This is a genomic window from Azoarcus sp. PA01, assembly GCA_001274695.2.
GTDB lineage: Bacteria > Pseudomonadota > Gammaproteobacteria > Burkholderiales > Rhodocyclaceae > Aromatoleum.
On sequence record LARU01000002.1, the window covers coordinates 1,360,421 to 1,386,359 of the forward strand.

General features: G+C 66.8%; 24 protein-coding genes. 20 read left to right on the top strand and 4 right to left on the bottom strand.

The features are described from left to right. Positions 1–12: 12 nt before the first annotated feature. The 3 genes from PA01_18700 to PA01_07270 form a co-directional block, all read right to left on the bottom strand. The gene (locus tag PA01_18700) at positions 13–189 is read right to left on the bottom strand and encodes a hypothetical protein (protein ID KAI5913072.1); all 177 of its coding nucleotides are present in this window, start codon (positions 187–189) and stop codon (positions 13–15) included. 130 nt (positions 190–319) lie between these two features. Beyond that, complete coding sequence (locus PA01_07265; protein ID KON81428.1) at positions 320–1,039, bottom strand: response regulator transcription factor; 720 nt, start codon at positions 1,037–1,039, stop codon at positions 320–322. Positions 1,040–1,060: 21 nt separating this feature from the next. After that, positions 1,061–2,530 carry a PAS domain-containing protein gene (locus tag PA01_07270; protein ID KON81429.2) on the bottom strand — a complete coding sequence of 490 codons (1,470 nt, stop codon included), beginning with the start codon at positions 2,528–2,530 and terminating at the stop codon, positions 1,061–1,063. 279 nt (positions 2,531–2,809) lie between these two features. On the opposite strand from PA01_07270, the gene PA01_07275 reads away from it, so the two are divergent. The 7 genes from PA01_07275 to PA01_07305 all read left to right on the top strand — a co-directional run bounded on the left by PA01_07275 (position 2,810) and on the right by PA01_07305 (position 12,758). Then, complete coding sequence (locus PA01_07275; protein ID KON81430.1) at positions 2,810–4,450, top strand: acyl-CoA synthetase; 1,641 nt, start codon at positions 2,810–2,812, stop codon at positions 4,448–4,450. A 427-nt stretch (positions 4,451–4,877) separates the two neighbouring features. Then, positions 4,878–5,633: an ABC transporter ATP-binding protein gene (locus PA01_07280; protein ID KON81431.1), complete on the top strand. Its 756-nt coding sequence runs from the start codon at positions 4,878–4,880 to the stop codon at positions 5,631–5,633. Next, positions 5,626–6,357 (top strand): ABC transporter ATP-binding protein, encoded by a 732-nt coding sequence (locus PA01_07285; protein ID KON81432.1) that lies wholly within the window; start codon positions 5,626–5,628, stop codon positions 6,355–6,357. Before PA01_07280 ends, PA01_07285 begins: the two co-directional genes overlap by 8 nt. 28 nt (positions 6,358–6,385) lie before the next feature. Further along, positions 6,386–7,603: an ABC transporter substrate-binding protein gene (locus tag PA01_07290; protein ID KON81433.1), complete on the top strand. Its 1,218-nt coding sequence runs from the start codon at positions 6,386–6,388 to the stop codon at positions 7,601–7,603. A 91-nt stretch (positions 7,604–7,694) separates the two neighbouring features. Beyond that, on the top strand, positions 7,695–8,579 hold the full coding sequence (locus tag PA01_07295) for a branched-chain amino acid ABC transporter permease (GenBank protein ID KON81434.1): 885 nt from the start codon (positions 7,695–7,697) through the stop codon (positions 8,577–8,579). Between the two features lie 57 nt (positions 8,580–8,636). Beyond that, positions 8,637–9,566: a branched-chain amino acid ABC transporter permease gene (locus tag PA01_07300; protein KON81435.1), complete on the top strand. Its 930-nt coding sequence runs from the start codon at positions 8,637–8,639 to the stop codon at positions 9,564–9,566. A 108-nt stretch (positions 9,567–9,674) separates the two neighbouring features. Next, positions 9,675–12,758, top strand: coding sequence for a transglycosylase domain-containing protein (locus PA01_07305; GenBank protein ID KON82367.2), 3,084 nt, complete (start codon positions 9,675–9,677; stop codon positions 12,756–12,758). A gap of 74 nt (positions 12,759–12,832) precedes the next feature. Here PA01_07305 and PA01_07310 read toward each other — a convergent pair whose 3' ends face one another. Next, the gene (locus tag PA01_07310) at positions 12,833–13,468 is read right to left on the bottom strand and encodes a PEP-CTERM sorting domain-containing protein (GenBank protein ID KON81436.1); all 636 of its coding nucleotides are present in this window, start codon (positions 13,466–13,468) and stop codon (positions 12,833–12,835) included. A 296-nt stretch (positions 13,469–13,764) separates the two neighbouring features. On the opposite strand from PA01_07310, the gene PA01_07315 reads away from it, so the two are divergent. The 13 genes from PA01_07315 to raiA all read left to right on the top strand — a co-directional run bounded on the left by PA01_07315 (position 13,765) and on the right by raiA (position 25,896). Continuing rightward, positions 13,765–16,053 (top strand): FecR domain-containing protein, encoded by a 2,289-nt coding sequence (locus PA01_07315; protein ID KON81437.1) that lies wholly within the window; start codon positions 13,765–13,767, stop codon positions 16,051–16,053. A 68-nt stretch (positions 16,054–16,121) separates the two neighbouring features. Beyond that, entirely contained in the window at positions 16,122–16,604 is a 483-nt protein-coding gene (locus PA01_07320) for a PACE efflux transporter (protein ID KON82368.1), read from the top strand. Beyond that, positions 16,594–17,640: a UDP-N-acetylmuramate dehydrogenase gene (gene murB / locus PA01_07325; GenBank protein KON82369.2), complete on the top strand. Its 1,047-nt coding sequence runs from the start codon at positions 16,594–16,596 to the stop codon at positions 17,638–17,640. Before PA01_07320 ends, murB begins: the two co-directional genes overlap by 11 nt. A gap of 549 nt (positions 17,641–18,189) precedes the next feature. Then, positions 18,190–18,639, top strand: a complete 450-nt coding sequence (locus tag PA01_07330; GenBank protein ID KON81438.2) for a hypothetical protein — start codon at positions 18,190–18,192, stop codon at positions 18,637–18,639. 26 nt (positions 18,640–18,665) lie between these two features. Beyond that, positions 18,666–19,718, top strand: a complete 1,053-nt coding sequence (locus tag PA01_07335; GenBank protein KON81439.1) for a TAXI family TRAP transporter solute-binding subunit — start codon at positions 18,666–18,668, stop codon at positions 19,716–19,718. Positions 19,719–19,834: 116 nt separating this feature from the next. Then, positions 19,835–20,794, top strand: a complete 960-nt coding sequence (gene thiL, locus PA01_07340) for a thiamine-phosphate kinase (GenBank protein KON81440.1) — start codon at positions 19,835–19,837, stop codon at positions 20,792–20,794. A gap of 57 nt (positions 20,795–20,851) precedes the next feature. Continuing rightward, positions 20,852–21,331: a phosphatidylglycerophosphatase A gene (locus PA01_07345; GenBank protein KON82370.1), complete on the top strand. Its 480-nt coding sequence runs from the start codon at positions 20,852–20,854 to the stop codon at positions 21,329–21,331. Position 21,332: 1 nt separating this feature from the next. Beyond that, entirely contained in the window at positions 21,333–21,833 is a 501-nt protein-coding gene (locus tag PA01_07350; GenBank protein KON81441.1) for a nicotinamide-nucleotide amidohydrolase family protein, read from the top strand. 62 nt (positions 21,834–21,895) lie between these two features. After that, positions 21,896–22,936: a recombinase RecA gene (gene recA / locus PA01_07355; GenBank protein ID KON81442.1), complete on the top strand. Its 1,041-nt coding sequence runs from the start codon at positions 21,896–21,898 to the stop codon at positions 22,934–22,936. 8 nt (positions 22,937–22,944) lie between these two features. Next, on the top strand, positions 22,945–23,394 hold the full coding sequence (recX, locus tag PA01_07360) for a recombination regulator RecX (GenBank protein ID KON81443.1): 450 nt from the start codon (positions 22,945–22,947) through the stop codon (positions 23,392–23,394). Further along, positions 23,381–24,103 (top strand): LPS export ABC transporter ATP-binding protein, encoded by a 723-nt coding sequence (gene lptB / locus PA01_07365; GenBank protein KON81444.1) that lies wholly within the window; start codon positions 23,381–23,383, stop codon positions 24,101–24,103. The genes recX and lptB overlap by 14 nt, the downstream gene beginning before the upstream one ends. A 21-nt stretch (positions 24,104–24,124) precedes the next feature. Continuing rightward, the gene (locus PA01_07370; protein KON81445.1) at positions 24,125–25,558 is read left to right on the top strand and encodes an RNA polymerase factor sigma-54; all 1,434 of its coding nucleotides are present in this window, start codon (positions 24,125–24,127) and stop codon (positions 25,556–25,558) included. 14 nt (positions 25,559–25,572) lie between these two features. Then, positions 25,573–25,896, top strand: a complete 324-nt coding sequence (gene raiA, locus PA01_07375; protein ID KON81446.1) for a ribosome-associated translation inhibitor RaiA — start codon at positions 25,573–25,575, stop codon at positions 25,894–25,896. The last annotated feature ends 43 nt before the right edge of the window (positions 25,897–25,939 follow it).

Consider the following 25,939-nt stretch of genomic DNA (forward strand, 5'->3'; position numbering starts at 1 on the left):
GCTTCCTCCTGTCTATGCTCCCCCGATTCCTTCAATGACGACGCCGGTGCCGCCGCACTCGCTGCAGGGTTTGTCGTCGACGACTCCGGTGCCCTTGCAGGCGCGGCAGGTGTTCTCGCCGGTTCCCGGCGTGCCGGGAGGGGCCTGGTCGCCGGGATGAGTCTCGGGTCGAGCCGGTTCGGTGGCCATCGCAAGCTCCTTGCTGGGATCAGTCCGAATTCGACGGGACGCAAGGAGGCGGGTTCCGGCGCGTACATGTCGTTACATCGCCGCCGCGGCGCGCAACCGCGTCCCCGGCCGGGGGCACGGTCGGCAGTGCTTACAGCCAGTCCACGTTCGCCGAGAACAGGTAGCCTGCGCCGTACACGGTCTTGATCAGCTTGGGGTGAAGCGGGTTTTCTTCGAGACGCTTGCGCAGCCGCGAGATGCGCAGGTCGATGCTGCGGTCGAGCGCCGCGACGTCGCGCCCGCCGAGGAGCTGCTCGCGGGTGAGGATCTGGTTGGGACGCTGGAGCAACGCGCCGAGCAGCCGGGCTTCGGCCATGCTCAGCGTCTCGGTTTCGCCGCCGGGGGAAGTGAGGGCGTTGTTGCCCGGCTCGAAGCGCCAGCCGGCGAATTCCGCGATGCGCACGCCGCTCGCCGGTGCGTCGGCCGCATGCGGCTCGCGATAGCGCCGCAGGATGCTGCGCACCCGGGCGATGAATTCGCGCGGCTCGAACGGCTTGACCATGTAGTCGTCGGCGCCCAGCTCGAGCCCCGTCACGCGGTCATGGGTGTCGCCGCGGCCGGTGACGATCAGCAGGCCGAAGCCATGACGGGCGCGGACGTGGCTGAGGATGTCGAGGCCGTCCATGTCGGGCAGGCCGAGATCGAGAACGCACAGGCGCGGAGGGTCGGCATCGAGCCGCCGCAGGAAATCCGCGCCGGTCGCGAAAAATTGTGCCTCGAAGCCGAATTTCTCGAGCGTCTGGGCCATCAGCCGGGCGACCGCAGGGTCGTCCTCGACGACGTGGATCGTTTCCTTCGGCTTGTTCGGCACGGCACGGGCTCCGCAATTCGGTCAGCGACAGATTGCGTCCAGCATAGCCGACAGTCTCTCCTTGCTGAAAGGCTTAGCGAGCAGCGGAACGCCGAGATCCTTGGTGATCGCATCGGCCCTGTCCACGTAGCCGCTCATCAGGATCACCGGGAGGCCGGGCCGAAAGCGGCGAATGAAGCGCGTCAGCCCGCACCCGTCGAGTCCGCCGGGCATCACGACGTCCGACAGCACGAGCGAGATCGCTGCCACGTTCTCGACGATGTCGGCCGCTTCCTGGCCGTTTTCGGCTTCCAGCACCGAACAGCCGAGCGCGGCGAGCTGCTTGCGCACGATGGTGCGCACCTCCGGGTCGTCCTCGACGAGCAGCACCAGCTGCCCCGCAAGAGGCGTCGCGGGCGCCGCAGTGCCCGCTTCCCCCGCTGCGGCAGGACTCGCGAGCGTCCGCGGCAGCAACAGCGCGACTGCGGTGCCGCAGGCCTGGCGGCTGCGAATGCGTACCGCTCCGCCCGACTGACGCGCGAAGCCATACACCATCGGCAGGCCCAGCCCGCTGCCCATGCCGAAACGTTTCGTCGTGAAGAACGGTTCGAACACGTGCGCCACGGTCGTCGCATCCATCCCGGTGCCGGTATCGCGGACCGTCACCTGCACGTAGTCGCCTGGCGGAATATCCAGCTCCGCGGCAGCGGCTGCATCGAGCGTCTCGACTGCGGACTCGATGCGCAGCTCCCCGCCTTCGGGCATCGCGTCGCGTGCGTTGAGGGCAAGGTTGAGCAGCGTGCTCTCGAGCTGGTGCGCGTCGGTCATCGCGACCAGTTCGGCATTGCGGCTCGCCGTGTGCAGCGCGATGGTTTCGGGCAGCGAGCGCCGGATCAGCTTCGCCATGCCCAGAATGAGTTCGTTGACTTCGACCGGGCGCGGCGCGAGCGGCTGCTGGCGCGAGAATGTCAGCAGCCGCTCGATCAGCTGCGCGCCGCCCTGCGCAGCCTGCATCGCCGGCGCGACGAATTCCTCGATCGCGGCGTCGTCCGGGCGCGCTTCCCGCAGGCCCGCGAGATTGCCCATGACGACGGTCAGCATGTTGTTGAAATCGTGCGCGAGCCCCCCGCTGAGCTGGCCGATCGCCTCCATTTTCTGCGCCTGCGCGAGGGCGCGCTGGGTGCGGCGCTGCTCGGTGGTGTCGACCGCGTGGACGTAGCAGCCGAGCACTTCGCCGCCGACGCCGAGCTCGGGCACCAGCGTGCTGCGCGCGTATAGCGTGCGCCCTGCCGCATCGCTCATCGAATATTCGTAGGTCACCCGCTCGCCGCCCAGCGCGCGGGCGAGCGGCTCGCGCACCGCGTCGAACACTTCCGCGGGCACGACCTCGACGATGCGCCGGCCGACGACCTGAGCGCTTTCCCGTCCGAACCACGCCGCGTACGCCTTGTTCGCGTAGCGATACGTCCAGCTGTCGTCGAAATAGGCGATATGCGCCGGCACGGCGTCCATGATGTCGCGCAGGCGCCGGTTCTCGGCGGGGGGTCTCGGGGCTGCGCAGGCCTGTCGTCGATGTCCATACTTTTTCCCGTCGCGCGCCGCCGCTTGCCGCGCGGCGCTTCATGGCTGTTCCGCCCGATTCTAGCGCCCGTCCCGACGCCGCTGGAGCGACGACAAGATTGAGTACATTCGCGCGCAATTTGCGACAAGGTTTGTTGCGATGCTTGATCGTGCACGCTCACGTTCGCCGCTCGCGTGGGCCCATCGGAACGACCGCCCCAGGAGAAAGAATTGTCGAATAGCCCGTATGCTCAAGGTCTGGCAAAGAACGCCGCGAACTACGTCCCGCTGTCGCCGCTGAGCTTCATCGAACGCTCGGCCCAGGTGTACCCGCAGCGCACCGCGGTGATCCACGGCGCCCGCCGCTTCACGTGGCAGGAAACCTATGCGCGCTGCCGCCGTCTCGCGAGCGCGCTGGTGCAGCACGGCGTCGGCCGGGGCGATACCGTCGCGGTGATGCTGCCGAACGTCCCGCCGATGTTCGAAGCGCACTTCGGCGTGCCTATGATCGGCGCGGTGCTCAACACCCTCAACACTCGCCTCGACCCGGAAGCGATCGCCTTCATGCTCGCGCACGGCGAAGCGAAAGTGCTGATCACCGACCCCGAGTTCGCGTCGCTCGTCGGGCCCGCGCTCGAGCGGCTCGACGGGCCCAAACCGCTCGTCATCGATGCGCTCGACGCCGAATACCCGGGCACCGACCGGCTCGGCGCGATCGAGTACGAAGAATTCCTCGCCGCCGGCGACCCGGAGTTCGCGTGGAGCCTGCCGTCCGACGAATGGGATGCGATCGCGCTGAACTACACGTCCGGCACCACCGGCAACCCGAAAGGCGTCGTCTATCACCACCGCGGCGCGTACCTCAACGCGGCGTCGAACATCATCAGCTGGGGCATGCCGCAGCATGCGGTGTATCTGTGGACGCTGCCGATGTTCCACTGCAACGGCTGGTGCTTCCCGTGGACGATGGCCGCCAACGCCGGCATCAACGTGTGCCTGCGCAAGATCGATGTCGCGCTGATCTACGAGCTGATCCGCACGCACAAGGTGAGCCATTTCTGCGGCGCGCCGATCGTGCACGGCATGCTGATCAACGCGCCCGCAGGCCTGCGCGACGGCATCACGCACAAGGTTTCGGCGCTGATCGCCGGCGCTGCGCCGCCGGCCGCGATCATCGAGGGCATGGAGCGCATCGGCTTCGACATCACGCACGTCTACGGGCTGACCGAAACGTACGGGCCGGCGTCGGTGTGCGCGAAGCACCCGGCGTGGGACGAGCTGCCGATCGACCGTCGCGCCGAGCGCAACGGCCGCCAGGGCGTGCGTTACCACATGCAGGAAGCGATCGCGGTGCTCGACCCCGAAACGATGGTGGCGGTGCCGGCCGACGGCGAGACGATGGGCGAGATCATGTTCCGCGGCAACCTCGTCATGAAAGGCTACCTGAAGAACGAGAAAGCGAGCGACGAAGCGTTCGCCGGAGGCTGGTTCCACACCGGCGACCTCGCGGTGATGCACCCGGACGGCTACGTCAAGATCAAGGACCGCTCCAAGGACGTCATCATCTCGGGCGGCGAGAACATCTCGTCCCTCGAAGTCGAGGAAGCGCTGTACCGCCACCCGGCGGTGATGACGGCCGCAGTCGTCGCGAAGCCCGACGAGAAATGGGGCGAAGTGCCGGCGGCGTACATCGAGGTCAAGGACGGTGTGGCGGTCACCGTCCACGACATCATCGCCCATTGCCGCGAGCACCTCGCCCGCTACAAGGTGCCCAAGCACGTCGAATTCTGCGTGCTGCCGAAGACCTCGACCGGCAAGATCCAGAAATTCGTGCTGCGCGAGCAGGCCCGATCGGCCTCGGCGATCGACTGATCGCCGCTGGCGGAGAAACCGGGCCGGGAATCCTTTTCGCGGACCCGGCCCCGCAATGCCGGCCGGCGCATCTCGTTCGCATGGCGCCTGCGGCGCCCCAGCGCTCGGCCGCGAAAGCACCGCCGCTCGCATCCCAAGCAATCGGCATGCCCTCGGCGCATGCCGGCAGTACCGCCCGCGCCGTGTGGGCAGCCGCCCGCAAAGCGCCCGGCGATGCGGGTTCACCCCTATCCTCGTCGCGTTGACGCCCCCCACCCGGGTGTTAGCTTAGTTCCGCCCGGAATTGAATTTCCATATACCCTGAGCATCGAGACTCATCGCTGACGGGACGCCCCGTCCTGTCGCCGGCGGTGATCCAATCGGCGTCGGCGCAGGCTCGCCGGCACAGTTCAGCTTCCCACGAGTGAGGCAGGATCTGTCAGACGCGATGAGCACGGACTTCATTCTCGAAACACGAGACCTGACGAAGGAGTTCAAGGGTTTCGTCGCCGTCGACAAGGTCAACCTCAAAGTGCGGCGCGGCTCGATCCACGCACTGATCGGGCCGAACGGAGCGGGCAAGACGACCGTCTTCAACCTCCTGACGAAGTTCCTCACGCCGACCCGCGGCACGATCCACTACAACGGGCAGGACATCACGCACGAGAAGTCCGCGCAGATCGCGCGGCGCGGGATCGTGCGTTCGTTCCAGATCTCCGCGGTGTTCCCGCACCTGAGCGTCCGCGACAACGTGCGCGTCGCGCTGCAGCGCAAGCTCGGCACGACTTTCCATTTCTGGCGCTCGGACAAGAGTCTCGACGTCCTGAACGGGCGCGCGATGGAGTTGCTCGAAGCGGTCGACCTGCAGTCGTTCGCCGACGCGACCACCGTCGAACTGCCTTACGGGCGCAAGCGCGCGCTGGAAATCGCGACCACGCTCGCGCTCGAACCCGAGATGATGCTGCTCGACGAGCCGACGCAAGGCATGGGCCACGAAGATGTCGGCCGCGTCGCGGACCTCATCAAGCGCGTGTCGGCGAAGCGCACGGTGCTGATGGTCGAACACAACCTCAGCGTCGTCTCGCACATCTGCGACACGATCACGGTGCTGCAGCGCGGCGCCGTGCTCGCCGAAGGGCCGTACGAGGAGGTGTCGCGCGACCCGCGCGTGCTCGAAGCCTACATGGGTACCGAACATGCCTGACGCCAGCGCCCGCGACAATCCCGACGTCGAGATGCTGCGGGTCAGCGACCTGCATGCGTTCTACGGCGAATCGCACATCCTGCACGGCATCGATTTCAGCGTGAACCGCGGCGAACTCGTGACGCTGCTCGGACGCAACGGCGCCGGGCGCACGACGACGCTCAAAGCGATCCTCGGGCTCACCGGCCGACGCACCGGCTCGATCATGATCAACGGCCGGCAGGTCATCGACCTGCCGACCCACCGCATCGCCCACCTCGGCGTCGGCTACTGCCCCGAGGAGCGCGGCATCTACGCGAGCCTGTCGGCCGAGGAGAACCTGTTGCTGCCTCCCGCCGTGAACAGCAGCGGCATGTCGCTCGACGAGATCTACGAGATGTTCCCGAACCTGCAGGAGCGCCGGCACAGCCCGGGCAGCCGGCTCTCCGGCGGCGAACAGCAGATGCTCGCGATGGCGCGCATCCTGCGCACCGGCGCGCGGCTGCTGCTGCTCGACGAAATCACCGAAGGCCTCGCGCCGGTGATCGTGCAGACGCTCGCTCGCGTCATCACGAGCCTGAAGGCGAAGGGACTGACGATCATCATGGTCGAGCAGAACTTCCGCTTCGCCGCGCCGCTCGCCGACCGGCATTACGTCATCGAGCACGGCCGCATCGTCGCGACGGTGACGAAGGACGAACTCGATTCGAAGATGCAGCTGCTGCAAAAACTGCTGGGCGTGTGAGCACGGTGGACCAACAAGGAGGAGAAAAATGAAACCCAGGACTCTGGCATCAGCGATCGCCGCGGCGGCGCTGGCCGCGCAACCGATGCTCGCGCAGTCGGCGACGATCAGCGACGGCGTCGTCAAGCTCGGCGTGCTGACCGACATGTCGGGCACGTATTCCGACCTCGCCGGCCCCGGCGCGGTCGAGGCGACGCGGATGGCGATCGAGGACTTCATCGCGAACGAAAAACCGGACTTCAAGATCGAGATGGTCTCCGCCGACCACCAGAACAAGGCGGACATCTCGGCGAACAAGGCGCGCGAGTGGATCGACACGCAGAAGGTCGACGCGATCGTCGACCTCGTCACGACCTCGACCGCGCTCGCGGTGATGAAGGTCGCGAACGAGAAGAACCGCATCTCGCTCGTGACCGGCGCGGGCTCGACCCCGATCACCAACGAGCAGTGCAACGACACGACGGTGCACTGGGCGTACGACACCTATTCGCTGCCGGTCGGCACCGCGAAAGCGGTCGTGCAGCAAGGCGGCAAGACCTGGTACTTCATCACCGCCGACTACGCGTTCGGCCACTCGCTGGAGAAGAACACCTCCGACGTCGTGAAGAAGAGCGGCGGCAAAGTGCTCGGCAGCGTGCGCCATCCGTTCCCGGGCAGCGATTTCTCGTCCTTCCTCCTGAGTGCGCAGGCTTCCGGCGCACAGGTCATCGGTCTGGCCAACGCCGGCAACGACACGATCAATTCGATCAAGCAGGCGCGCGAGTTCGGCATCACGCCGAAGCAGTCGCTCGCCGGACTGCTGATGTTCATCTCGGACGTGCATAGCCTCGGGCTCGACGCGACGGCCGGGATGTACCTGACGACCGGCTTCTACTGGGACCACAACGACGAGACGCGCGCCTGGTCGAAGCGCTATTTCGACAAGATGAAGCGCATGCCGACGATGGTGCAGGCGGCCGACTATTCGACCGTCTATCACTACCTGAAAGCGGTCAGGAGCGCAGGCACCGACGAAGCGAAAGCGGTGATGGCGAAGATGCGCGAGACTCCGGTCAATGACTTCTTCGCAAAGAACGGCCAGGTGCGGGCCGACGGCCGCATGGTCCATGACATGTACCTCGCGCAGGTGAAGAAGCCGTCGGAGTCGAAGTATCCGTGGGACTACTACCACATCCGCCAAGTGATCCCGGGCGCGGAGGCGTTCATCACGCCCGCGGAAAGCACTTGCCCGCTGATGAAGAAATAGCTTTCCGACCCGGCTTCCGGGGTCCGGCCTGCGGCGCGCATCGCGTGCCCGTCAGCGCCGGACGTCCGGCGCCGCAACCAGGCCGCCCGCTATGGACATTTTCGGCATTCCGATCCAGGCCCTGATGGGGCAGCTGCTGATCGGGCTCATCAACGGCTCGTTCTACGCGATCCTGAGCCTCGGGCTGGCGATCATTTTCGGTCTGCTCAACATCATCAATTTCTCGCACGGCGCGCTGTATATGATGGGCGCGTTCGTCGCGTGGATCGGCCTGACCTACCTCGGCATCAACTACTGGGTCGCGCTGGTCGCGGTGCCGCTGGTCGTCGGCATTTTCGGCATGATCATCGAGCGCACGATGCTCAAGCACCTGTACCGGCTCGATCACCTGTACGGGCTGCTGCTGACTTTCGGCCTCGCGCTGATCATCGAAGGCCTCTTCCGCTATCGCTTCGGCATTTCCGGCGAAAGCTACCCGGTGCCCGAGCTGCTTGCCGGCGGCTTCAACCTTGGTTTCATGTTCCTGCCGAAATACCGCGCGTGGGTCATCGCGGTGTCGCTCGTCGTGTGCTTCGGCAGCTGGTACATCATCGAGCGCACGAAGCTCGGCTCGTACCTGCGCGCCGGCACCGAGAACCCGCAGCTGCTGCAGGCCTTCGGCATCAACGTGCCGCTGATGATCACGCTGACCTACGGCTTCGGCGTCGCGCTCGCGGCGTTTGCCGGCGTGCTCGCCGCGCCGGTGTTCCAGGTGAACCCGGTCATGGGCTCGAACCTGATCATCGTCGTGTTCGCCGTCGTCGTCATTGGCGGCATGGGTTCGATCATGGGCTCGATCGTCACCGGCCTCGGCCTCGGGCTCATCGAAGGGCTGACGCGCGTGTTCTATCCGGAAGCTTCCGCGGTCGTGATCTTCGTCATCATGGGAATCGTGCTGCTGCTGCGCCCGGCCGGCCTGTTCGGACGCGAGCGTTAGGCCGCGCAGCCCGCTGTCGCCCCCCGTCACTCCATCATCCAGACCAGGATCGGCGCAATGAAAGGCAAAAACATCGGCTGGATCATCCTGCTCGTTCTCGGGCTCGTCGCGCCGTTCCTCGTCTACCCGGTGCTGGTGATGAAGATCCTGTGCTTCTCGCTGTTCGCCTGCGCATTCAACCTGCTGCTCGGCTACACCGGCCTGCTGTCGTTCGGCCACGCCGCGTTTCTCGGCTGGGCGGGCTATACCTGCGGCTACGCGATGAAGGAACTCGGGCTGTCGCCCGAGCTGGGCCTGCTCGCAGGCACCGCCGCTGCCGCGGCGCTCGGTTTCGTCTTCGGCAGCCTCGCGATCCGCCGCTCCGGCATCTATTTCGCGATGGTGACGCTCGCGCTCGCGCAGCTGATGTATTTCCTCGCGCTGCAGTTCCCGTTCACCGGCGGCGAGGACGGCCTGCAGGGCGTGCCGCGCGGGCACCTGTTCGGGCTCGTCGATCTGTCGCAGACCATGAACATGTATTACTTCGTGCTCGCGGTGTTCCTCGGCGGATTCTGGGTCATCGACCGCGCGATCCACTCGCCGTTCGGCCAGGTGCTGAAGGCGATCCGCGAGAACGAGCCGCGCGCGATCTCGCTCGGCTATGACGTCGACCGCTACAAGCTGCTCGCCTTCGTGCTGTCCGCAGCGCTCTCCGGCCTGGCCGGCGCGACCAAGACGCTGGTGTTCCAGCTCGCGTCGCTGACCGACGTGCATTGGCATATGTCGGGCGAGATCGTGCTGATGACCCTGCTCGGCGGCATGGGCACCGTGTTCGGCCCGATCGTCGGCGCGACAGTCGTCGTCGGCCTGCAGAACTACGGCGCCGAGCTCGGCCAGTGGGTCAGCGTGCTGACCGGCGTGATCTTCGTCATCTGCGTGCTCGCGTTCCGCCGCGGCATCGTCGGCGAGCTGGCGGCGCTGATCCGGCGTTCAGGGATCCGGATGTAGAACCGCCGCGACGATCGACCGGCCGCGCGGCCGCCCAAACAAGGTTTTTTGGCACCCGAGTGTTGTTTCGACCCACTGCGGTGCCGGCTGTCATAGAACTGCCCGATAATGCACGCATCACAACAATCGGGCGGAAACGTGTCCGAAACGATTTCGTACAAAACACCCGGGCGCGCGTGGCTGAAAATCCTCACGCGCCTGTTTCTCGTCCTCCTCTTCCTGGCGCTGATCGCATCCGCCGCATTCCTGGTCGTCGAAGTGCGCAGTTCCTGGTTCGAGGCGCGCGAAGTGTCGCGCTACGCCGAGAATCTGCGGTACCACGTCGAAGCCGGGCCGAGCGACTCGGTCCGCTTTCCGGCGCACGGCCCGTTCGACCTTCGGCTCGGCTACGCGAAACTGCCCCACTTCATCGAGCGGCTGCAGGCGCGCGACATGACGATCGTGAGCCAGGCGCGGTTCTCGCCGCAGCTCGTGAATTTCACCGAGCGCGGCCATTTCCCGCCGTATCGCGAGAAAACCCGCGCCGGACTCGAGATCGAAGGCGCTTACGGCGAATCCGTATACCGCTCCTCATACCCGGTGCGCAGCTATCCGGCGTTCGAGCAGATCCCGACGCGCGTCGTGCAAAGCCTGCTTTTCATCGAAAACCGCAACCTGCTCGAGCCGGCACGTCCCTACCTGAACCCGGCCATAGACTGGATGCGCTTTGGCCAGGCCGCCGTGGCGCAGCTCATGAAAGTCGTCGATGACGACCTGAACACTCCGGGCGGCAGCACGCTTGCGACGCAGATCGAAAAATATCGGCACTCGCCCGACGGCATCACGCATTCGCCGCATGAGAAGCTGCGCCAGATGATCTCGGCGACGGTGCGTGCGTACAGTGAAGGGCGCGAAACCCTCCCGGTGCGGCGCGACCTCGTGCTCCACTACCTGAACACCGTGCCGCTGTCCGCCGCGCCGCTGTATGGCGAAGTCCATGGGCTCGGCGACGGGCTGTGGGTCTGGTTCGGCGTCGATTTCGCGCACACCAACCGGCTACTCGCTGCGGCCGAGGCCGAAGGCGCGCTCCTCGATGAACAAGGGCTCGCGCTGCGCCAGGTGCTCGCGCTGATGATCGCTCACCGCCGCCCGTCACACTATCTCGGGCTCGGCCGCGACGACCTCGCGCGACTTACCGACGCGCACCTGCGCATCCTCGCCGAGGCGAGCGTCATCGGCCCCGGGCTGCGTGACGCGGCGCTCGCCGCGCGGCTCGTGTTCCGTGATCCGCACCGCGCGCGCGCGCGCGCGCCGGTCGAAGCGGACAAGGGCGCGACGCTGATCCGTACGCGTCTTGCCGGAATGCTCGACGTGTCGCTCTACGATCTCGACCGGATCGACCTCAAGGCTTCTGCGACGCTCGACCAGAAGCTCCAGCGGGAAGTCAGCGACTACCTCGAGCGGCTGCGCGAAGTCGACTTCGCGCGCGACACCGGCCTGATCGGCGAGCGCCTGCTGACGCCCGGCCAGGTGCCGACGGTGAACTACAGCTTCACGCTGTTCGAGCGCACGCCGGACGGCAACCGCGTGCGAGTGCAGACCGACACCACCGACCAGCCGCTCGACATCAACGAAGGCAGCAAGCTCGAACTGGGCTCGACTGCGAAGCTGCGCGTGCTCGCGACCTATCTCGAACTCGTCGCCGAACTGCACCAGCGCTACGCCGACCAGCCGCTGCAGGTGTTGCGCGAAACCACCGTCGATCGGCATGACCGGCTGACGCGCTGGGCGCTCGACTACCTGCTTGAAACCAAAAACCGCGACTTGGCGACGATGCTGCAGGCAGCTCTCGAGCGGCGCTATTCGGCCAGCCCCGGCGAATCGTTTTTCACCGGCGGCGGGCTGCACACTTTCAACAACTTCCGCCCGGAGGACAACGGCCGCACGGTGACGGTGCGCGAAGCGCTGCAGGCCTCGATCAACCTGCCGTTCGTGCGCCTGATGCGCGACATCGTTCGCCACACGATGTACCAGGTGCCCGGCAGCACCGCGAAGCTGCTCGAAGACGACAGCGACCCGCGCCGCAGCAAGTATCTGTCGCGCTTCGCCGACCGCGAAGGCCAGGTATTCCTGCGCCGCTTCTGGCGCAAATACCAGGACCAGAACGCGAACGAGATCCAGGCGACGCTGCTCGACGGGCTACGTCCCACTGCCGACCGCCTCGCCGCCGCGTTCCGCTATCTGAACCCCGACGCCGATGCCGAGCGCTTCGCCGCGTTCATGCGTGGTCGCCTGCCCAATTCGGAGCTCGGCGACACCCGCCTCGCGAGCCTTTACCGGCGTTATGCCCCGGGCACTTTCGACCTGCCCGACCAGGGCTACATCGCCCGCGTGCACCCGCTCGAGTTGTGGCTCGCCAGCTACCTGATGGCGCACCCCGAGGCGAGCTTCGGCGACGCCGTCGAAGCGAGCAGCGAAGAACGTCAGGCCGTATACCGCTGGCTGTTCCGCACCCGGGCGAAAAGCGCGCAGGATCAGCGCATCTACACGATCCTCGAAGTCGAAGCCTTCCTCGAGATCCACCGACGCTGGGCGCTCCTCGGCTACCCGTTCAATCACCTCGTGCCGTCCTTGGCGACCGCGCTGGGCAGCGCCGGCGACCGCCCGGCCGCGCTCGCCGAGCTGATGGGGATCATCGTCAATGACGGCGTGCGCCAGCCTACTGCGCGCGTCGAGCGGCTCCACTTCGCCGCGGGAACGCCGTATGAAACGGTCCTCGCGCTGCCTCCCGGCAAAGGCGAACGCGTGATGGCACCGGAAGTCGCAGCGGCCCTGCGCAGCGCGTTGTCGGAAGTCGTCGAAGGCGGCACGGCGCGGCGTCTGGCAGGGGCATTCGCGCTGCCGGACGGCACCCCGCTCGCAGTCGGCGGCAAGACCGGCACCGGTGACAACCGCATCGTCACCTCTCGCGGGCGCGGCGGGATCGCCCTCAACCGCACCGCGACGTTCGTGTTCCACCTCGGCCCGCGGCATTTCGGCACGCTGACCGCGTATGTCATCGGTCCGGACGCCGCCGCATATCGCTTCACGTCGGGGCTGCCGGTGCAGATCCTGAAGTCGATGGCACCGATCCTGCTGCCATCGCTGCACGAGGCGACGCGCCCCGCGCTGATCGCGCAGCGCGGCAACACGGCAACGTTGCCGGCGCCGTGAATCGGCCGCGTCGCCACCGCCGGAAAGGCCCGGGGGTGGCGACGCGTGAAAGTGCGTCAGGAGCGGGGACGCGCTCAGGCGCTTCTTCTGCGGACCCCTGCCGCGAGGCCGGCGAGGCCGATGCCGAGCAGCGCCAGCACGCCCGGCTCCGGTACCGCGTTCGGCTCCACTTGCTCAGGGCCCTCCGGCGAAGCGGCCGCTTCGAACAGGAACAGGTGATAAGTTGCTTCGAAGATCCCTTGGGTGACGCTCTCGACCCAGCTCGCGCGATCCTCGGCATCCTCGGCGAGCGCGAGGGCAGTCGCGACGTCGCCGATCGACGGTCCGGTGAAGTCCAACTCGCGGGGATCGACGTCGACCGGGTCGAGCCCGAGGTCGAAGACGTGCGTTCTAAGACTGGACGGCGCGCTGCCCGCGAGCATCGTGCCGAAATCGACCGTGAAGAACGGTCCCCCGGGCCCTTGTGCGAGCGGATAGGCGTAAGCGGCGCCGCCCCCCGTCCAGCCCATCGCAAACGTCGTATTCCCGCTTGTGCCCGGGCCCGACTGCGTCGCCTGGGCCGTGGGCCCGGTCCGGCTGATCGTGACGGTGGCCAGACCGGCGTAGCTGCCGAGGCTTTCCAGGTCGCTCAGCATCAGCGCATTGGCCGCGGAAGGCACGACCGCTGCGACGGCGATTGCGGCAACTCCGAGATGTGTTCGCATTGTCATTGTTATTTTCCTTGCATTTTTTCGGATGAAATATATGCAGGCTCCCCTGCCGGCTTCTACAGCATTTTTCGTGCCCGTGCCTGCTTTGCTTCCTTTAACAAAAGCTTACGCATCCGCTGCCAAATCCCGGAAGGGTAAGTGTAAATATTTTCGACAAGTCGCAGCTTCACGCTTTCGGGCACCACACCGACCAGCAACCCTCCGCCCCAATTGCAAACAATTGTGCGCCTCGTCATCGCCCGACTCGTCGATACGTTGAATCGGGTACGCCAGCCGAACCGTCACGCGTACCGGCAGTGAAAGCGGCAACTTCGACCGGCACGCTGCTCACCGCCCTTTCCCCTGCCGCAGGGATTTTCGGGAGACTCGACAAGATGTTTCACGTTCTTCGCTTGATGTTCGCGCTGCCGCTGGTCCTGCTCGTCGCGGGTAGCGCATGGGCCGATCCGCCCGGACGGGTCGGGCGCTTGGCGCTGCTCGACGGGGAGGTGTCGCTGCGCCCGGCCGACAGCCGGCGCTGGGAAAGCGCGAGCCTGAACTGGCCGCTGACGTCGGGCGATGCCCTCAGCACCGAAGGGGGCAGCCGCGCTGAAATCCGGATCGGATCGAGCGTGCTGCGGCTCGCCGGCTCGACGTCCATCGACATCCGCCAGCTCGATGACGAACGCATCCGCATCGAACTCGAGCGCGGCAGCCTCGCGATCCGGATCCGCAGCCGCGAAGCGGCAGCGGCGATCGAGGTCGAAACTCGCGACGGCCTGGTCGTCGCCGACGAGCCGGGTCAATACCGCGTCGATTACGAGGACGCGACGACGGTCCTGACGAACTACCGCGGGGGCGAACTCGATTTCCGCTCGGAGGACAGCGACGTCGTCGTGAGCGAAGGGCGACGCGCGCACGTGCTGTTTTCCGACCACACCGAAGTGCGCTGGAGCGACCCCGAGCGGGACGACTTCACCGGCTGGACGCTGGCCCGCGACGCGCACGACGACCGGCTCGGCGAGCCGCGCTACGTGTCACCCGAGATGACCGGGGTCGAGGACCTGCATGAATACGGCGACTGGCGAACGCTCGATGATTACGGACCGGTGTGGTACCCGCGCAGCGTGCCGCCCGGCTGGGCCCCCTATCGTTCGGGGCGCTGGGTATTGGTCCAGCCATGGGGCTGGACGTGGGTCGACGACGCCCCGTGGGGCTTCGCGCCGTTCCATTACGGCCGCTGGGTAATGGTCGGCGGAACATGGGCGTGGGTGCCGGGCGCCTACGTCGCACGGCCGGTGTACGCGCCTGCGCTCGTCGTGTGGATGGGGCTGCCGGGCGTGAGCATCAGCCTCTCGTCCGGTTCGCTGCCGCACATCGGCTGGTTCCCCCTCGGTCCGCGCGAGGTCTACGTGCCGAGCTACCGCCACAGCACGACCTACGTGCGCCGCATCAACATCACCCATGTCACCAACATCGTTCATATCGACCGGGCGGCGCGCGAACCGCGGCACGCCCGCTATGCGCATCGCGACCGCCGCGACGCGGTGACGGTCGTGCCCGGCGAAGTCGTCAGGCATTCCCGCCCGGTGTTCCGTCATGTGGTGCGCGACGACGAGCACAAAGGGCGCCTGCCGCGCGCCGCGACCCCCGTTCCGCCCCTCGATCCTCGTCTCGTCGTCGAACATGATCGCGTCGAACGCGCGAGGCGGCCGCGGGACGAGGAGCGGTTGCGCGACGAACAGGCGCGGCGCAGCGCACGTCTGCGCGAAGCGGTCGAAGAGCGTCGGCAGCGGGAGCACGCAGGGCCCGAAGAACGGCGATTGCGCGCCATGCCCGAAGACGGACGCGGCCGCGAAACGTCCCCCGGGCGCCGCATCGACGGCCGGGAACAGGGACGACCCGGGACGGACGGCGAGCCGCGCGTCGAGCGCGAGCGCGAACGCGAACGTCGACTCCCGTCGGCCGCGGAAGTGCTGCCCCGCGACCCAGCCCCCGCCGTGCCGCAACCTGCGCCACAGCAAAATGCACGGGAGCTGCAACAGCGGCAGCACGAACAGGAACGGCCGCGCCAGCAACCGATACGACAGCAACGGAACCAGGAACAGCAGCAACAGGAACGTGCGCGCGAACAGGCGCAACGCCAGCGCGCGCTGGAGCAGCACGAACAGCAGCGCCGCCAGACCCTCGAGCGGCAGGAGGAACTGCGGCAGCGCCAGTCGCAGCAGCGGGAGCGCCAGCAGCAGGAACAGCTTCAGCGCCAGCAGCAGGAGCGGATGCAACGGCAGCAACGGGACCTGGAGCCGCAGCAACAGCAGCGGATGCAGCAGGAACTGGAACAGCAGCGCCGCCAGGCCATCGAGCGCCAGGAGGCACTGCGGCAGCGTCAGTCACAGGACCGCGAACGTCAGCTGCGTCAGCAACAAAGTCAGCAACAGGACCAGTTGCAGCGACAGCAGCGGCAACTGGAACGGCAGCGCGAGATGCAGGAGCGGCGGCAGAGCGAGCAGCGCAGTCAGATCGAGCGACGGGCAGCGGGGAATGAAGGCGATGCGTCGCGCGGCGAGCGGCGACGCGCGGGCGACGAGGGCAGGCCCGGCAATTGACGTACCCGCCCGGTTGCGCTCACTGCGGCGACGCTCTATCTTTGCCGGCTTTACGAATGGCGTCGCCGATGTCACCCCCCACCTCCGGACTCCGACCCCCGCTGCGCTCCGTCCGCGACCGGATCCGCCAGGTCGCACTGTTCGAGCTGGGCGGGCTCGCGCTGGTGACTCCGCCTTTCGCCTGGGCGAGCGGCGTGCCGCTATTCGACTCGATCGGCCTGCTGGCGCTGATCTCGCTGCTCGCGGCGGCGTGGAACGCCGCCTACAACACCTGTTTCGACCGCATCGAGGCGAAGCTCGCGGGCCGGCCGGCCGATCGCCGGCCGCTTCCGCTGCGGGTCGCACACGCGATCGGCTTCGAAGGCGGCCTGCTGCTGATGAGCCTGCCGATCATCATGGCCTGGACCGGCATGAGCTGGATCGAAGCACTGCTCGCGGACCTCGGGCTCGCGACCGCCTACGTGCTGTACGCCTTCGCGTTCAACCTCGGCTACGACCGGGCGTTCCCGATCGAACCGCAGCGCTGCGGATCGCTTTCCAGTGCCAAGTAACAGCGCCGCCGCGCCACTGCCGGCGCTCGAAACCCACGCCGACCTGCAGGCTCTCAACACTTTCGGGCTCCCGGCGCGGGCCGACCGCCTCGCGATCATCGAGCATCCGGCGCAACTCGCCCCGCTGCTCGCCCGACCCGACTGGACCGAAGCGCCACGGCTCGTGCTCGGCGGCGGCAGCAACCTGGTATTGAGCGGCGATTTCCACGGGCTCGTGCTGAAAGTCGCGATCGGCGGACGCCGCCTCGTCGGCGACGACGACGACGCGTGGTACGTCGAGGCCGGCGCCGGAGAGAACTGGCACGATTTCGTACGCTGGACGCTCGCGCAAGGCTGGCCGGGGCTCGAGAACCTGTCGCTCATTCCCGGCACCGTCGGCGCGGCCCCGATCCAGAACATCGGCGCGTATGGGCTCGAACTCGCCGAACGCTTCGCCTCGCTCGCCGCCGTGTCGCTGGAAACCGGCGCGAGCTTCCGGCTGGACGCCGCCGACTGCCGCTTCGCCTATCGCGACAGCATTTTCAAGCATGAGCTGGCGGGCCGTGCGCTCGTCACGTCGGTCACTTTCCGCTTGCCGAAGCGCTGGCTGCCGGTCACCCGCTACGCGGATGTCGCGGAAGAACTCGTCGCGCGCGGGAGCGTCGCCCCGCGTCCGCTCGACGTTTCCGACGCCGTGATCGCGATCCGCCGACGCAAGCTGCCCGACCCGGCAGCGCTCGGCAATGTCGGCAGCTTCTTCAAAAACCCGGTCGTCGACGCGGCCACGCTCGAACGCCTCGTTGCCGGCGACCCCGGACTGCCGCACTACCTGCAGCCCGACGGCGGCGCGAAGCTCGCCGCCGGCTGGCTGATCGACCGCTGCGGCTGGAAAGGGCGCGCCCTCGGGCCGGTCGGCGTGTATGAAAGGCAGGCGCTGGTGCTCGTCAACCGCGGCGGAGCGACCGGCGCCGACGTCCGGCGCCTCGCGCAGGCGATCCGCGACGACGTTTCGCGGCGCTTCGGCGTGGAGCTCGAACCCGAGCCGGTCTTCGTCTGAAACGCCCGCGCCGTTCCGGGCGATCAACGCAACGATGAAATATAACCGTCAACGCGACCGTCAAATACAACGAAAACCGTTCGCTCCGAGCTTCTACCACCAAAAACTGTTCGCCATGAGCTTGTACAACCACAACCGTTCGCCCTGAGCTTGTCGAAGGGCGCTGCCACCGCTTCGACAGGCCTGTCCGGAGCGAGGCCGAAGGGGTCAGCCCGAACGGTATCTGGTCGCCGCGTCAATTTGATCGCCGGGTTAATCAGCGGCTTTGAGTATCCGAATGTAATGGGCTCTTGAATGTGACCGGCTCTCTTCAATACTCTGAGCCCCATGGATACGCTCCAATGCTCATTCTGTAGCCATGAGAACCCGGCAAGCGCGAAATTCTGCAATGCCTGCGGTTCCTTGCTGAACCTGCAGTTGTGCAAGCATTGCGGCGCGATCGATAACGCTTCGGCGACCGCCTGCTACAAATGCGGCGCTTCACTCGGGAGCGGCGACGACGAAAGCAGGCCGTCCGGAGCGGCCGGCGATGAAGCCGCCGATACGACGATGAATCCGGGCCTCCCGCACCACCCCGCTCCGCCGGCCACAGCTGGCAGCGCGAAGCCGGCCGGCGCTCCCGGCAGCGGGCGCTCCAGCCGCTGGACGACAGCGCTGGTGGTGGTGATTTTCGTCATCGGCGCCGCGATCCTGTACCGCCTCTACTCGGGCAGCGGCGAGGCGACGAGCGTGGCGCAGGACGGCGCTTCGCCGACCACTCCAGCGGTCGACGCCACGCTCAGGGCCGTCCCGCCATCCTCCGCGCCGCCCGACGACGTCGAGGCGGTGTCGGTCGCGCCTGCGCCGCTCCCGGCGAAAGCACCGGCGAACGAGGAAGCGCTGGCGGCCGAACCGGTGACGTCCCCGGCCGCGACGGAACCTTCGGCACCCGCCGAGGACGCCGGGGCGCCGCCCTATTCGTGCCCTCCTGCGGTCGCCGCAGTCGGACTCTGCAACTGAGCATCCACTAAAAAAGGGGAAACACAATGCGAGTATCGGCGATCGGCATCGTTGCAGGCCTCCTCGTCGCGCTCCAGATTCCGGCAGCATCGGCAGCGGCGGAGTTCAAGATCGTGACTGCCTCGGAGCGCGGGACTTACATTCAGATCGGCCGCGACATCGCGAAATTCATCGCCCCGGACGCGAACATCGCGCTCGAAGTGCTGCCGTCGGCCGGCTCGGCCGAAAACGTGCGGCGCCTGCGCTACGAGCCCGGCGTGAAGTTCGCGATGGTGCAGTCGGACGTCTATCAGGCCTTCCTCGACCAAGGACAGGAAGGCAACGTCGCCGCGGCCCGCATGCTGCATCCGCTGCGCGTGATCATGCCGCTGTACAACGAGGAGATCTACTTCATCACGCGGGCCGACACCCCCGCTGAATTCATCCACGAAATAAAGGACGCGAAAATCAACGTCGGCCCGGTGGGCAGCGGCACTGCGCTGTCGGCGACGACGCTGTACCGGCTGATGTTCGGCAAACCGATCGCCGAGGAAAACACCAGCTACCTTTCGAACGAGGACGCGCTCGTCAAGCTGCTGACCGAAAAGACGCTCGACGTCGTCGTCGTCGTCGCCGGGCAGCCGGCGAAGCTCCTGACCGACATGAAACCCGAGGCGCGCCAGTTCATCAAGCTGCTCAAGCTCGATCCGGACCACAGCACGAGCCGCGCCGCGCTGCGCACGTATTTTCCGGCCACCGTACGCGCCGCGAACTATCCCAACGTGCTGACCGAGGACGTCCCCGGCCTCGCGGTCAAGGCGTTCCTCGTGACCTACAATTACAACCGCCCCGAGACGATCCGCTACCTGACGAAATTCGCCGAGTCGCTGTGCCACAATTTCCCGCGGCTGCGCAGCGAAGGCCACCCGAAGTGGCATGAAGTCGAGCTTTCGCTGCCGGCGCTGGGCAAGGGCTGGTCCTACTTTCCGCCGATGGAGCGGCATCTGCGCGCGTGCCCGGAGCTGACGCCGGCGGCGTCCCGAACCGTCGAGCAGAGCCAGTGCACGCAGCAGGAAAAAATTCTCGGCCTGTGCGAGTGAGCGCGCAGCCGGCGGTGAAATCCGGCAGCGGCGGAAAATAGTTCGGGCGGCCGGGGGCGGCCGGGTTAAGCTTTTCGACCCGATGAGCCGCTCCATTCTGCCTGCGCCGCGCCGCGATGCCTTCCGAATTCGACCTGATCCGCCACCACTTCACCCGCGCTGCGCGCCACACCGAGCTCGCCGTCGGCGACGACGCGGCGCTGTTCACGCCGCGCCCGGGCATGCAGCTCGCGACCTCGACCGACATGCTCGTCGCCGGTACGCATTTCTTCGCCGACACGGACCCCGAGGCGCTCGGCTGGAAAGCGCTGGCAGTCAACCTCTCCGATCTCGCGGCGATGGGAGCCGAACCGCGTTGGGCGCTGCTCGCGCTCGCGCTGCCGGCGGCCGACGAAACGTGGATCGAGGCGTTCGCACGCGGTTTCTTCGCGTGCGCCGCGCAGTTCGATGTCGACCTCGCCGGCGGCGACACGACGCGCGGCCCGCTCAACCTGTGCGTGACGATCACCGGTGAAGTGCCGACAGGCATGGCGGTCACGCGCGCCGGCGCGCGCCCGGGCGACGACCTCTGGATCACCGGCGAACCCGGCCGCGGCGCGCTCGGCCTCGCGTTCCTGCGCGGCGACACGGCGCTCGATGCCGCCGCGGTCGCGCCGTGCCTCGACGCGCTGCACCGTCCGCAGCCGCGCGTCGCCGCCGGGCTTGCGCTGCGCGGCGTCGCCGACGCGATGCTGGACGTCTCCGACGGGCTGGTCGGCGATCTCGCGCACATCCTCGAGGCTTCCGGCACCGGCGCGGTCCTCGACCTCGCCGCGCTGCCGCTCGGCGCGCTGCTCGCGGCGGGCGCCGACTTCGAATTCGCGCAGCGCTGCGTGCTCGGCGGCGGCGACGACTACGAGCTGCTATTCACCGCCGCCGCGGCGCAACGCGAGCGGCTCGTCGCGCTCGCGCGGCAGCTCGATCTGCCGTTCACGCGCATCGGCACGATCACCGGCGACGCCGGCCGCCTGCTGCTGCGGCACCCCGACGGCAGCGAACGCCCGCCGGCGTGCCGCAGCTACGATCATTTCATCTGATTTTCATTGGCGCTCCCGATGCTGTCACCCACCCCTGTGCGACAACGGCCGACGATGTTGCCCCCGACGTGTCGCCTGCTCCTGAGCCATCCGGCCCATTTCATCTCGCTCGGTTTCGGCACGGGGCTCGCGCCGCGCGCGCCCGGCACGGCCGGCACGCTTGCCGCTTGGCTGCTGTACCCGCTGCTGCGCGCACCGATCTCGGATTTCGTGTTCCTCGCGCTGCTGGCGAGTTTCTTCGTCGCCGGCCTGATCGCCGCCGAGCGCACAGGGCGAGCGCTCGGCGTGCCCGACCACGGGGCGATCGTCTGGGACGAAATCGTCGCGTTCTGGCTGGTACTATTCTTCACTCCGGCGAACCTCCTCTGGCAGAGCCTCGCGTTCGTGCTGTTCCGCTTTTTCGATATCGTCAAGCCGCAACCAATCCGGTGGATAGACAGTCGCATCAAGGGTGGCCTGGGCGTGATGCTCGACGACGTGATCGCGGCCGGCTACGCCATTCTCGCGCTGGCTTTGCTGGTGCGTTTTTTTGGATGAGATGATGGACAGGGAACTGGCTGCACTGTCGGTGCAAACCGGCGCGTGGCTCGGGGCTCGGGGCATGCGGCTTGCGAGTGCCGAATCGTGCACCGGTGGCTGGATCGCCGAAGTGGTCACGGCGACGGCCGGCAGCTCGGCGTGGTTCGACTGTGGTTTCGTTACGTATTCGAACGAGGCCAAGCAGCAGCTCCTCGGAGTGGCGGCGGCGACGCTCGCGGACTTCGGCGCCGTCAGCGAGGAGACCGTGCGCGAGCTGGTCGCCGGGACGCTCGCGCGCAGCCGGGCCGATGTCGCGCTGGCGGTGTCCGGCGTCGCCGGCCCGGGCGGCGGCACGGCAGCCAAGCCGGTCGGCATGGTGTGTTTCGCGTGGGGTCGGCGCGGGGGCGGGATCGACAGCGAAACGCGGCATTTTTCCGGGGATCGGGAAACGGTGCGGCGCCAGGCGGTGATCCGGGCGCTGCGCGGGATAATGACATATGATTTCCCGGCAGGCCGCTGAAGCAGCACCCGGCGTACCAGCAATCTCTGTGCCATAATTCGCAAAGTTTGAAAGGACAGGACATGGACGACAACAAGGCCAAGGCTCTCGCCGCCGCGCTCTCGCAGATCGAGAAGCAGTTCGGCAAAGGTTCGATCATGCGGATGGGCGACGGCACCATCGAACGTGACATCCAGACGGTGTCGACCGGCTCGCTCGGGCTCGACATCGCGCTCGGGCTGGGCGGTCTGCCGCGCGGGCGGGTCGTCGAAATCTACGGCCCCGAATCTTCCGGCAAGACGACGCTGACGCTGCAGGTCATCGCCGAAATGCAGAAGCTCGGCGGCACCGCTGCGTTCATCGACGCCGAGCACGCGCTCGACGTCGGCTACGCCGAGAAGCTCGGCGTGAACATCCAGGATCTGCTGATTTCGCAGCCAGACACCGGCGAGCAGGCGCTCGAGATCGCCGACATGCTGGTGCGTTCGGGCGGCGTCGACATCGTCGTCATCGACTCGGTCGCGGCGCTGACGCCGAAAGCCGAGATCGAAGGCGAGATGGGCGACCAGCTGCCCGGCCTGCAGGCGCGCCTGATGAGCCAGGCGCTCCGCAAGCTCACTGCGAACATCAAGCGCACCAACACGCTGGTGATCTTCATCAACCAGATCCGCATGAAGATCGGCGTGATGTTCGGCAGCCCGGAGACCACGACCGGCGGCAACGCGCTGAAGTTCTACGCTTCGGTGCGGCTCGACATCCGCCGCACCGGCGCGATCAAGAAAGGCGACGAAGTGGTCGGCTCGGAGACGCGCTGCAAGGTCGTCAAGAACAAAGTCGCGCCGCCGTTCAAGGAAGCGCATTTCGACATCCTCTATGGCGAAGGCATCTCGCGCGAAGGCGAGATCATCGACCTCGGCGTGCAGCACAAGATCGTCGACAAGTCCGGCGCGTGGTATGCGTACCAGGGCGAGAAGATCGGCCAGGGCAAGGACAATTCGCGCGAATTCCTGCGTGCGAACCCGGCTCTCGCGCGCGAGATCGAGAACAAGGTCCGCGCGCTGGTCGGTCTGAACGCAATGGCTGTCGAAGGTGCACCCGCCGCGGTGGCTTCCGTCGAGCCCTGAGCGGCACGATGGCTGAAATCAGCTTGCGGGAACGGGCGATACGCCATCTCGCGCGACGCGACCATTCCCGCGCCGAACTCGCCCGCAAGCTGGCGCCCTACGGCACCGCCGAGGAAATCGACGACGTCCTGACCCGCATGCACGAACTGGAACTGCTCTCCGACCGGCGCTTCGCCGAAGCCTGGGTGCGCGGCAAGGCCGCCCGCTTCGGCACTGCCCGCCTGCGCCACGACCTGGCGCAGCGGGGAGTTGCGCGCGAGACGGTCGAGGCTGCGCTGGCGAGCGCAAGCGGCGCTGACGAACTCGGCCGCGCCCGTCAGGTATGGACGGGCAAGTTCGGCGTCGCTCCGGCCGATGCCCGGGAGTGGGCGAAGCAGGCGCGCTTCCTGCAAAGCCGCGGCTTCGGCGGCGATGTGATCCGCAAGGTACTGAACGAGACGCCCGATGAGTCTGCTTAAGGTTGCCGGGCTGCAAAAGCGCTACAAGGCACGCACGGTTGTCCACGACGTCGGCTTCGAAGTCGGCAGCGGCGAAGTCGTCGGCCTGCTCGGGCCGAACGGCGCCGGCAAGACGACGTGTTTCTACATGATCGTCGGGCTCGTGCGGGCCGACGGCGGCGACATCACGCTCGACGCGGCGCTTCTCACGCACTTGCCGATCCACGCGCGCGCGCGTCTCGGGCTGTCCTACCTGCCGCAGGAGATGAGCGTCTTCCGCAAGCTCACCGTCGCCGAGAACATCCGTGCGGTGCTCGAACTGCAGGCGCTCACCGACGAGCAGATCGCGGCGCGACTCGAACAACTGCTCGAGGAGCTCGGCATCGCGCACCTGCGCGACAACACTGCGATCTCGCTGTCCGGCGGTGAGCGGCGGCGCTGCGAAATCGCCCGCGCGCTCGCGACCGACCCGCGCCTGATCCTGCTCGATGAGCCGTTCGCCGGCGTCGATCCGATCGCCGTGCTCGACATCCAGAAGATCATCCGTTTCCTCAAGGATCGCGGCATCGGCGTGCTGATCACCGACCACAACGTGCGCGAGACGCTCGGCATCTGCGACCGCGCCTACATCATCAGCGAAGGCCGCGTGCTCGCGAGCGGGCGGCCCGGCGAAATCGTCGCCAACGAGAAAGTCCGCCAGGTCTATCTCGGCGAGCATTTCCGCCTCTGAGCCAGATCGAGCCGCCTGCCGATGAAGCCGACCCTCCAGCTCAAACTCTCCCAGCACCTCACGCTGACGCCGCAACTGCAGCAGTCGATCAAGCTGCTGCAGCTATCGACGCTCGAACTGAACCAGGAACTCGAGCGCTTCCTGCTCGAGAACCCGATGCTCGAACGCGAGGACGGCGACGGCAGCGATTTTGCCCCCCCGCCCGCGACCGCCGCAGTCACAGGCGGAGAGAGCGAAACCCCTGCCGCCGCGAACGAACAGCACGCCGAAGCCGGACCGGCGAACCTCGACGAAGCCGGGGAATGGTCGAGCGCCGGAAGCGGCTCGTCGAACCGCGACGACGAGGACGACAGCGACTATCAGGAGTTCCAGGCCGCCGAAACCAGCCTGCGCGACCACCTCGACCAGCAGGTCAGCCTGTCGCCGCTGTCCGATCGCGATCGCGCGCTGGTGCGCTTCATCATCGAGGCGCTCGACGACGACGGCTATCTGAACCAGTCGCTCGAAGAGCTGCTGCCGCTGCTGCCGCCGGAACTCGAATACGACCTCGACGACCTGTCGATCGCGCTGCACCATGTGCAGAACCTCGACCCCGCAGGCGTTGCGGCGCGCACGCCGCAGGAATGCCTCAGCCTGCAGCTGCGCGCGATGCGGCCGACGCCGGCGCGCGAACTCGCGCTGAAAATCGTCGATCATCACCTCGAACTCCTTGCCGAACGCAATTTCGTCCGCCTCAAGCGGCTGCTCGGCTGCGACGACGATGCGCTGCGCTGCGCGCACCTGCTGATCTGCAGCCTCGATCCGCACCCCGGGTCGCAGCATTCGGTGCAGGAAACGCGCTACATCATGCCCGACGTCGTCGTGCGCAAGCAGCGCGGGCGCTGGGTCGTCACGCTGAACCCCGAAGCGATGCCGAAACTGCGCATCAACTCGCTGTACGCGAGCATCCTGCAGCAGAATCGCGGCTCGGGCGGCGCCTTGACGAGCCAGTTGCAGGAAGCGCGCTGGCTGATCAAGAACGTGCAGCAGCGTTTCGACACGATCCTGCGCGTCTCCCAGGCGATCGTTGACCAGCAGCGGCAGTTCTTCGATTATGGCGAGGTGGCGATGCGCCCGCTGACGCTGCGGGAAATCGCGGACCAGCTGGAACTGCACGAATCGACGGTGTCGCGAGTCACGACACAAAAATTCATGGCCACCCCGCGAGGCGTGTTCGAACTGAAATATTTTTTCGGCAGTCACGTCGCCACCGACACCGGTGGAGCGGCATCCTCAACGGCGATTCGCGCGCTGATCCGCCAGTTGGTCGAAGCCGAAGACAGAAAGAAACCTCTGTCCGACGCAAAGATTGCCGAATTGTTGGGCCAGCAAGGTATCGTGGTGGCGCGGCGCACCATTGCAAAATACCGCGAATCACTCAATATCCCGCCGGTCAGCCTGCGCAAGACGATCTGAAAAGAGGAATGATCATGAATCTCAACATTACCGGACATCACGTCGAAGTCAGCCCCGCGATCCGCGAATATGTCACGAACAAGCTCGACCGCGTGATCCGCCATTTCGACAACGTGACGAGCGTCGGCGTGATTCTTTCGGTGGAGAAGCTCCGGCAGAAGGCCGAAGTTACCCTGCACGTGCGCGGCAAGGACATCTACGTCGAGAGCGACGACGTCGACCTGTATGCGGCGATCGACGCGATGGTCGACAAGCTCGACCGCCAAGTCATGAAGTACAAGCAGAAAGCGTTCGATCACAATCACGACGCGCTGAAGCACCAAAGCACGGAACTCTGATCGAGTCCCTCTCTCTTCCCGCTCCAGGGTGTGTCTATAATGC

What these genes read in the sequence shown, in the direction of transcription:
- PA01_07320 (KON82368.1), top strand. Translation starts at nt 16,122, where the DNA reads ATGTCACCCCCCACCTCCGGACTCCGACCCCCGCTGCGCTCCGTCCGC.
- PA01_07285 (KON81432.1), top strand. Translation starts at nt 5,626, where the DNA reads ATGCCTGACGCCAGCGCCCGCGACAATCCCGACGTCGAGATGCTGCGG.
- PA01_07300 (KON81435.1), top strand. Translation starts at nt 8,637, where the DNA reads ATGAAAGGCAAAAACATCGGCTGGATCATCCTGCTCGTTCTCGGGCTC.
- PA01_07290 (KON81433.1), top strand. Translation starts at nt 6,386, where the DNA reads ATGAAACCCAGGACTCTGGCATCAGCGATCGCCGCGGCGGCGCTGGCC.
- PA01_07295 (KON81434.1), top strand. Translation starts at nt 7,695, where the DNA reads ATGGACATTTTCGGCATTCCGATCCAGGCCCTGATGGGGCAGCTGCTG.
- PA01_18700 (KAI5913072.1), bottom strand. Translation starts at nt 189, where the DNA reads ATGGCCACCGAACCGGCTCGACCCGAGACTCATCCCGGCGACCAGGCC.
- PA01_07305 (KON82367.2), top strand. Translation starts at nt 9,675, where the DNA reads ATGCACGCATCACAACAATCGGGCGGAAACGTGTCCGAAACGATTTCG.
- PA01_07280 (KON81431.1), top strand. Translation starts at nt 4,878, where the DNA reads ATGAGCACGGACTTCATTCTCGAAACACGAGACCTGACGAAGGAGTTC.
- PA01_07335 (KON81439.1), top strand. Translation starts at nt 18,666, where the DNA reads ATGCGAGTATCGGCGATCGGCATCGTTGCAGGCCTCCTCGTCGCGCTC.
- thiL (KON81440.1), top strand. Translation starts at nt 19,835, where the DNA reads ATGCCTTCCGAATTCGACCTGATCCGCCACCACTTCACCCGCGCTGCG.
- raiA (KON81446.1), top strand. Translation starts at nt 25,573, where the DNA reads ATGAATCTCAACATTACCGGACATCACGTCGAAGTCAGCCCCGCGATC.
- recX (KON81443.1), top strand. Translation starts at nt 22,945, where the DNA reads ATGGCTGAAATCAGCTTGCGGGAACGGGCGATACGCCATCTCGCGCGA.
- PA01_07350 (KON81441.1), top strand. Translation starts at nt 21,333, where the DNA reads ATGATGGACAGGGAACTGGCTGCACTGTCGGTGCAAACCGGCGCGTGG.
- lptB (KON81444.1), top strand. Translation starts at nt 23,381, where the DNA reads ATGAGTCTGCTTAAGGTTGCCGGGCTGCAAAAGCGCTACAAGGCACGC.
- PA01_07330 (KON81438.2), top strand. Translation starts at nt 18,190, where the DNA reads ATGAATCCGGGCCTCCCGCACCACCCCGCTCCGCCGGCCACAGCTGGC.
- recA (KON81442.1), top strand. Translation starts at nt 21,896, where the DNA reads ATGGACGACAACAAGGCCAAGGCTCTCGCCGCCGCGCTCTCGCAGATC.
- PA01_07370 (KON81445.1), top strand. Translation starts at nt 24,125, where the DNA reads ATGAAGCCGACCCTCCAGCTCAAACTCTCCCAGCACCTCACGCTGACG.
- PA01_07270 (KON81429.2), bottom strand. Translation starts at nt 2,530, where the DNA reads ATGGACGCCGTGCCGGCGCATATCGCCTATTTCGACGACAGCTGGACG.
- PA01_07310 (KON81436.1), bottom strand. Translation starts at nt 13,468, where the DNA reads ATGACAATGCGAACACATCTCGGAGTTGCCGCAATCGCCGTCGCAGCG.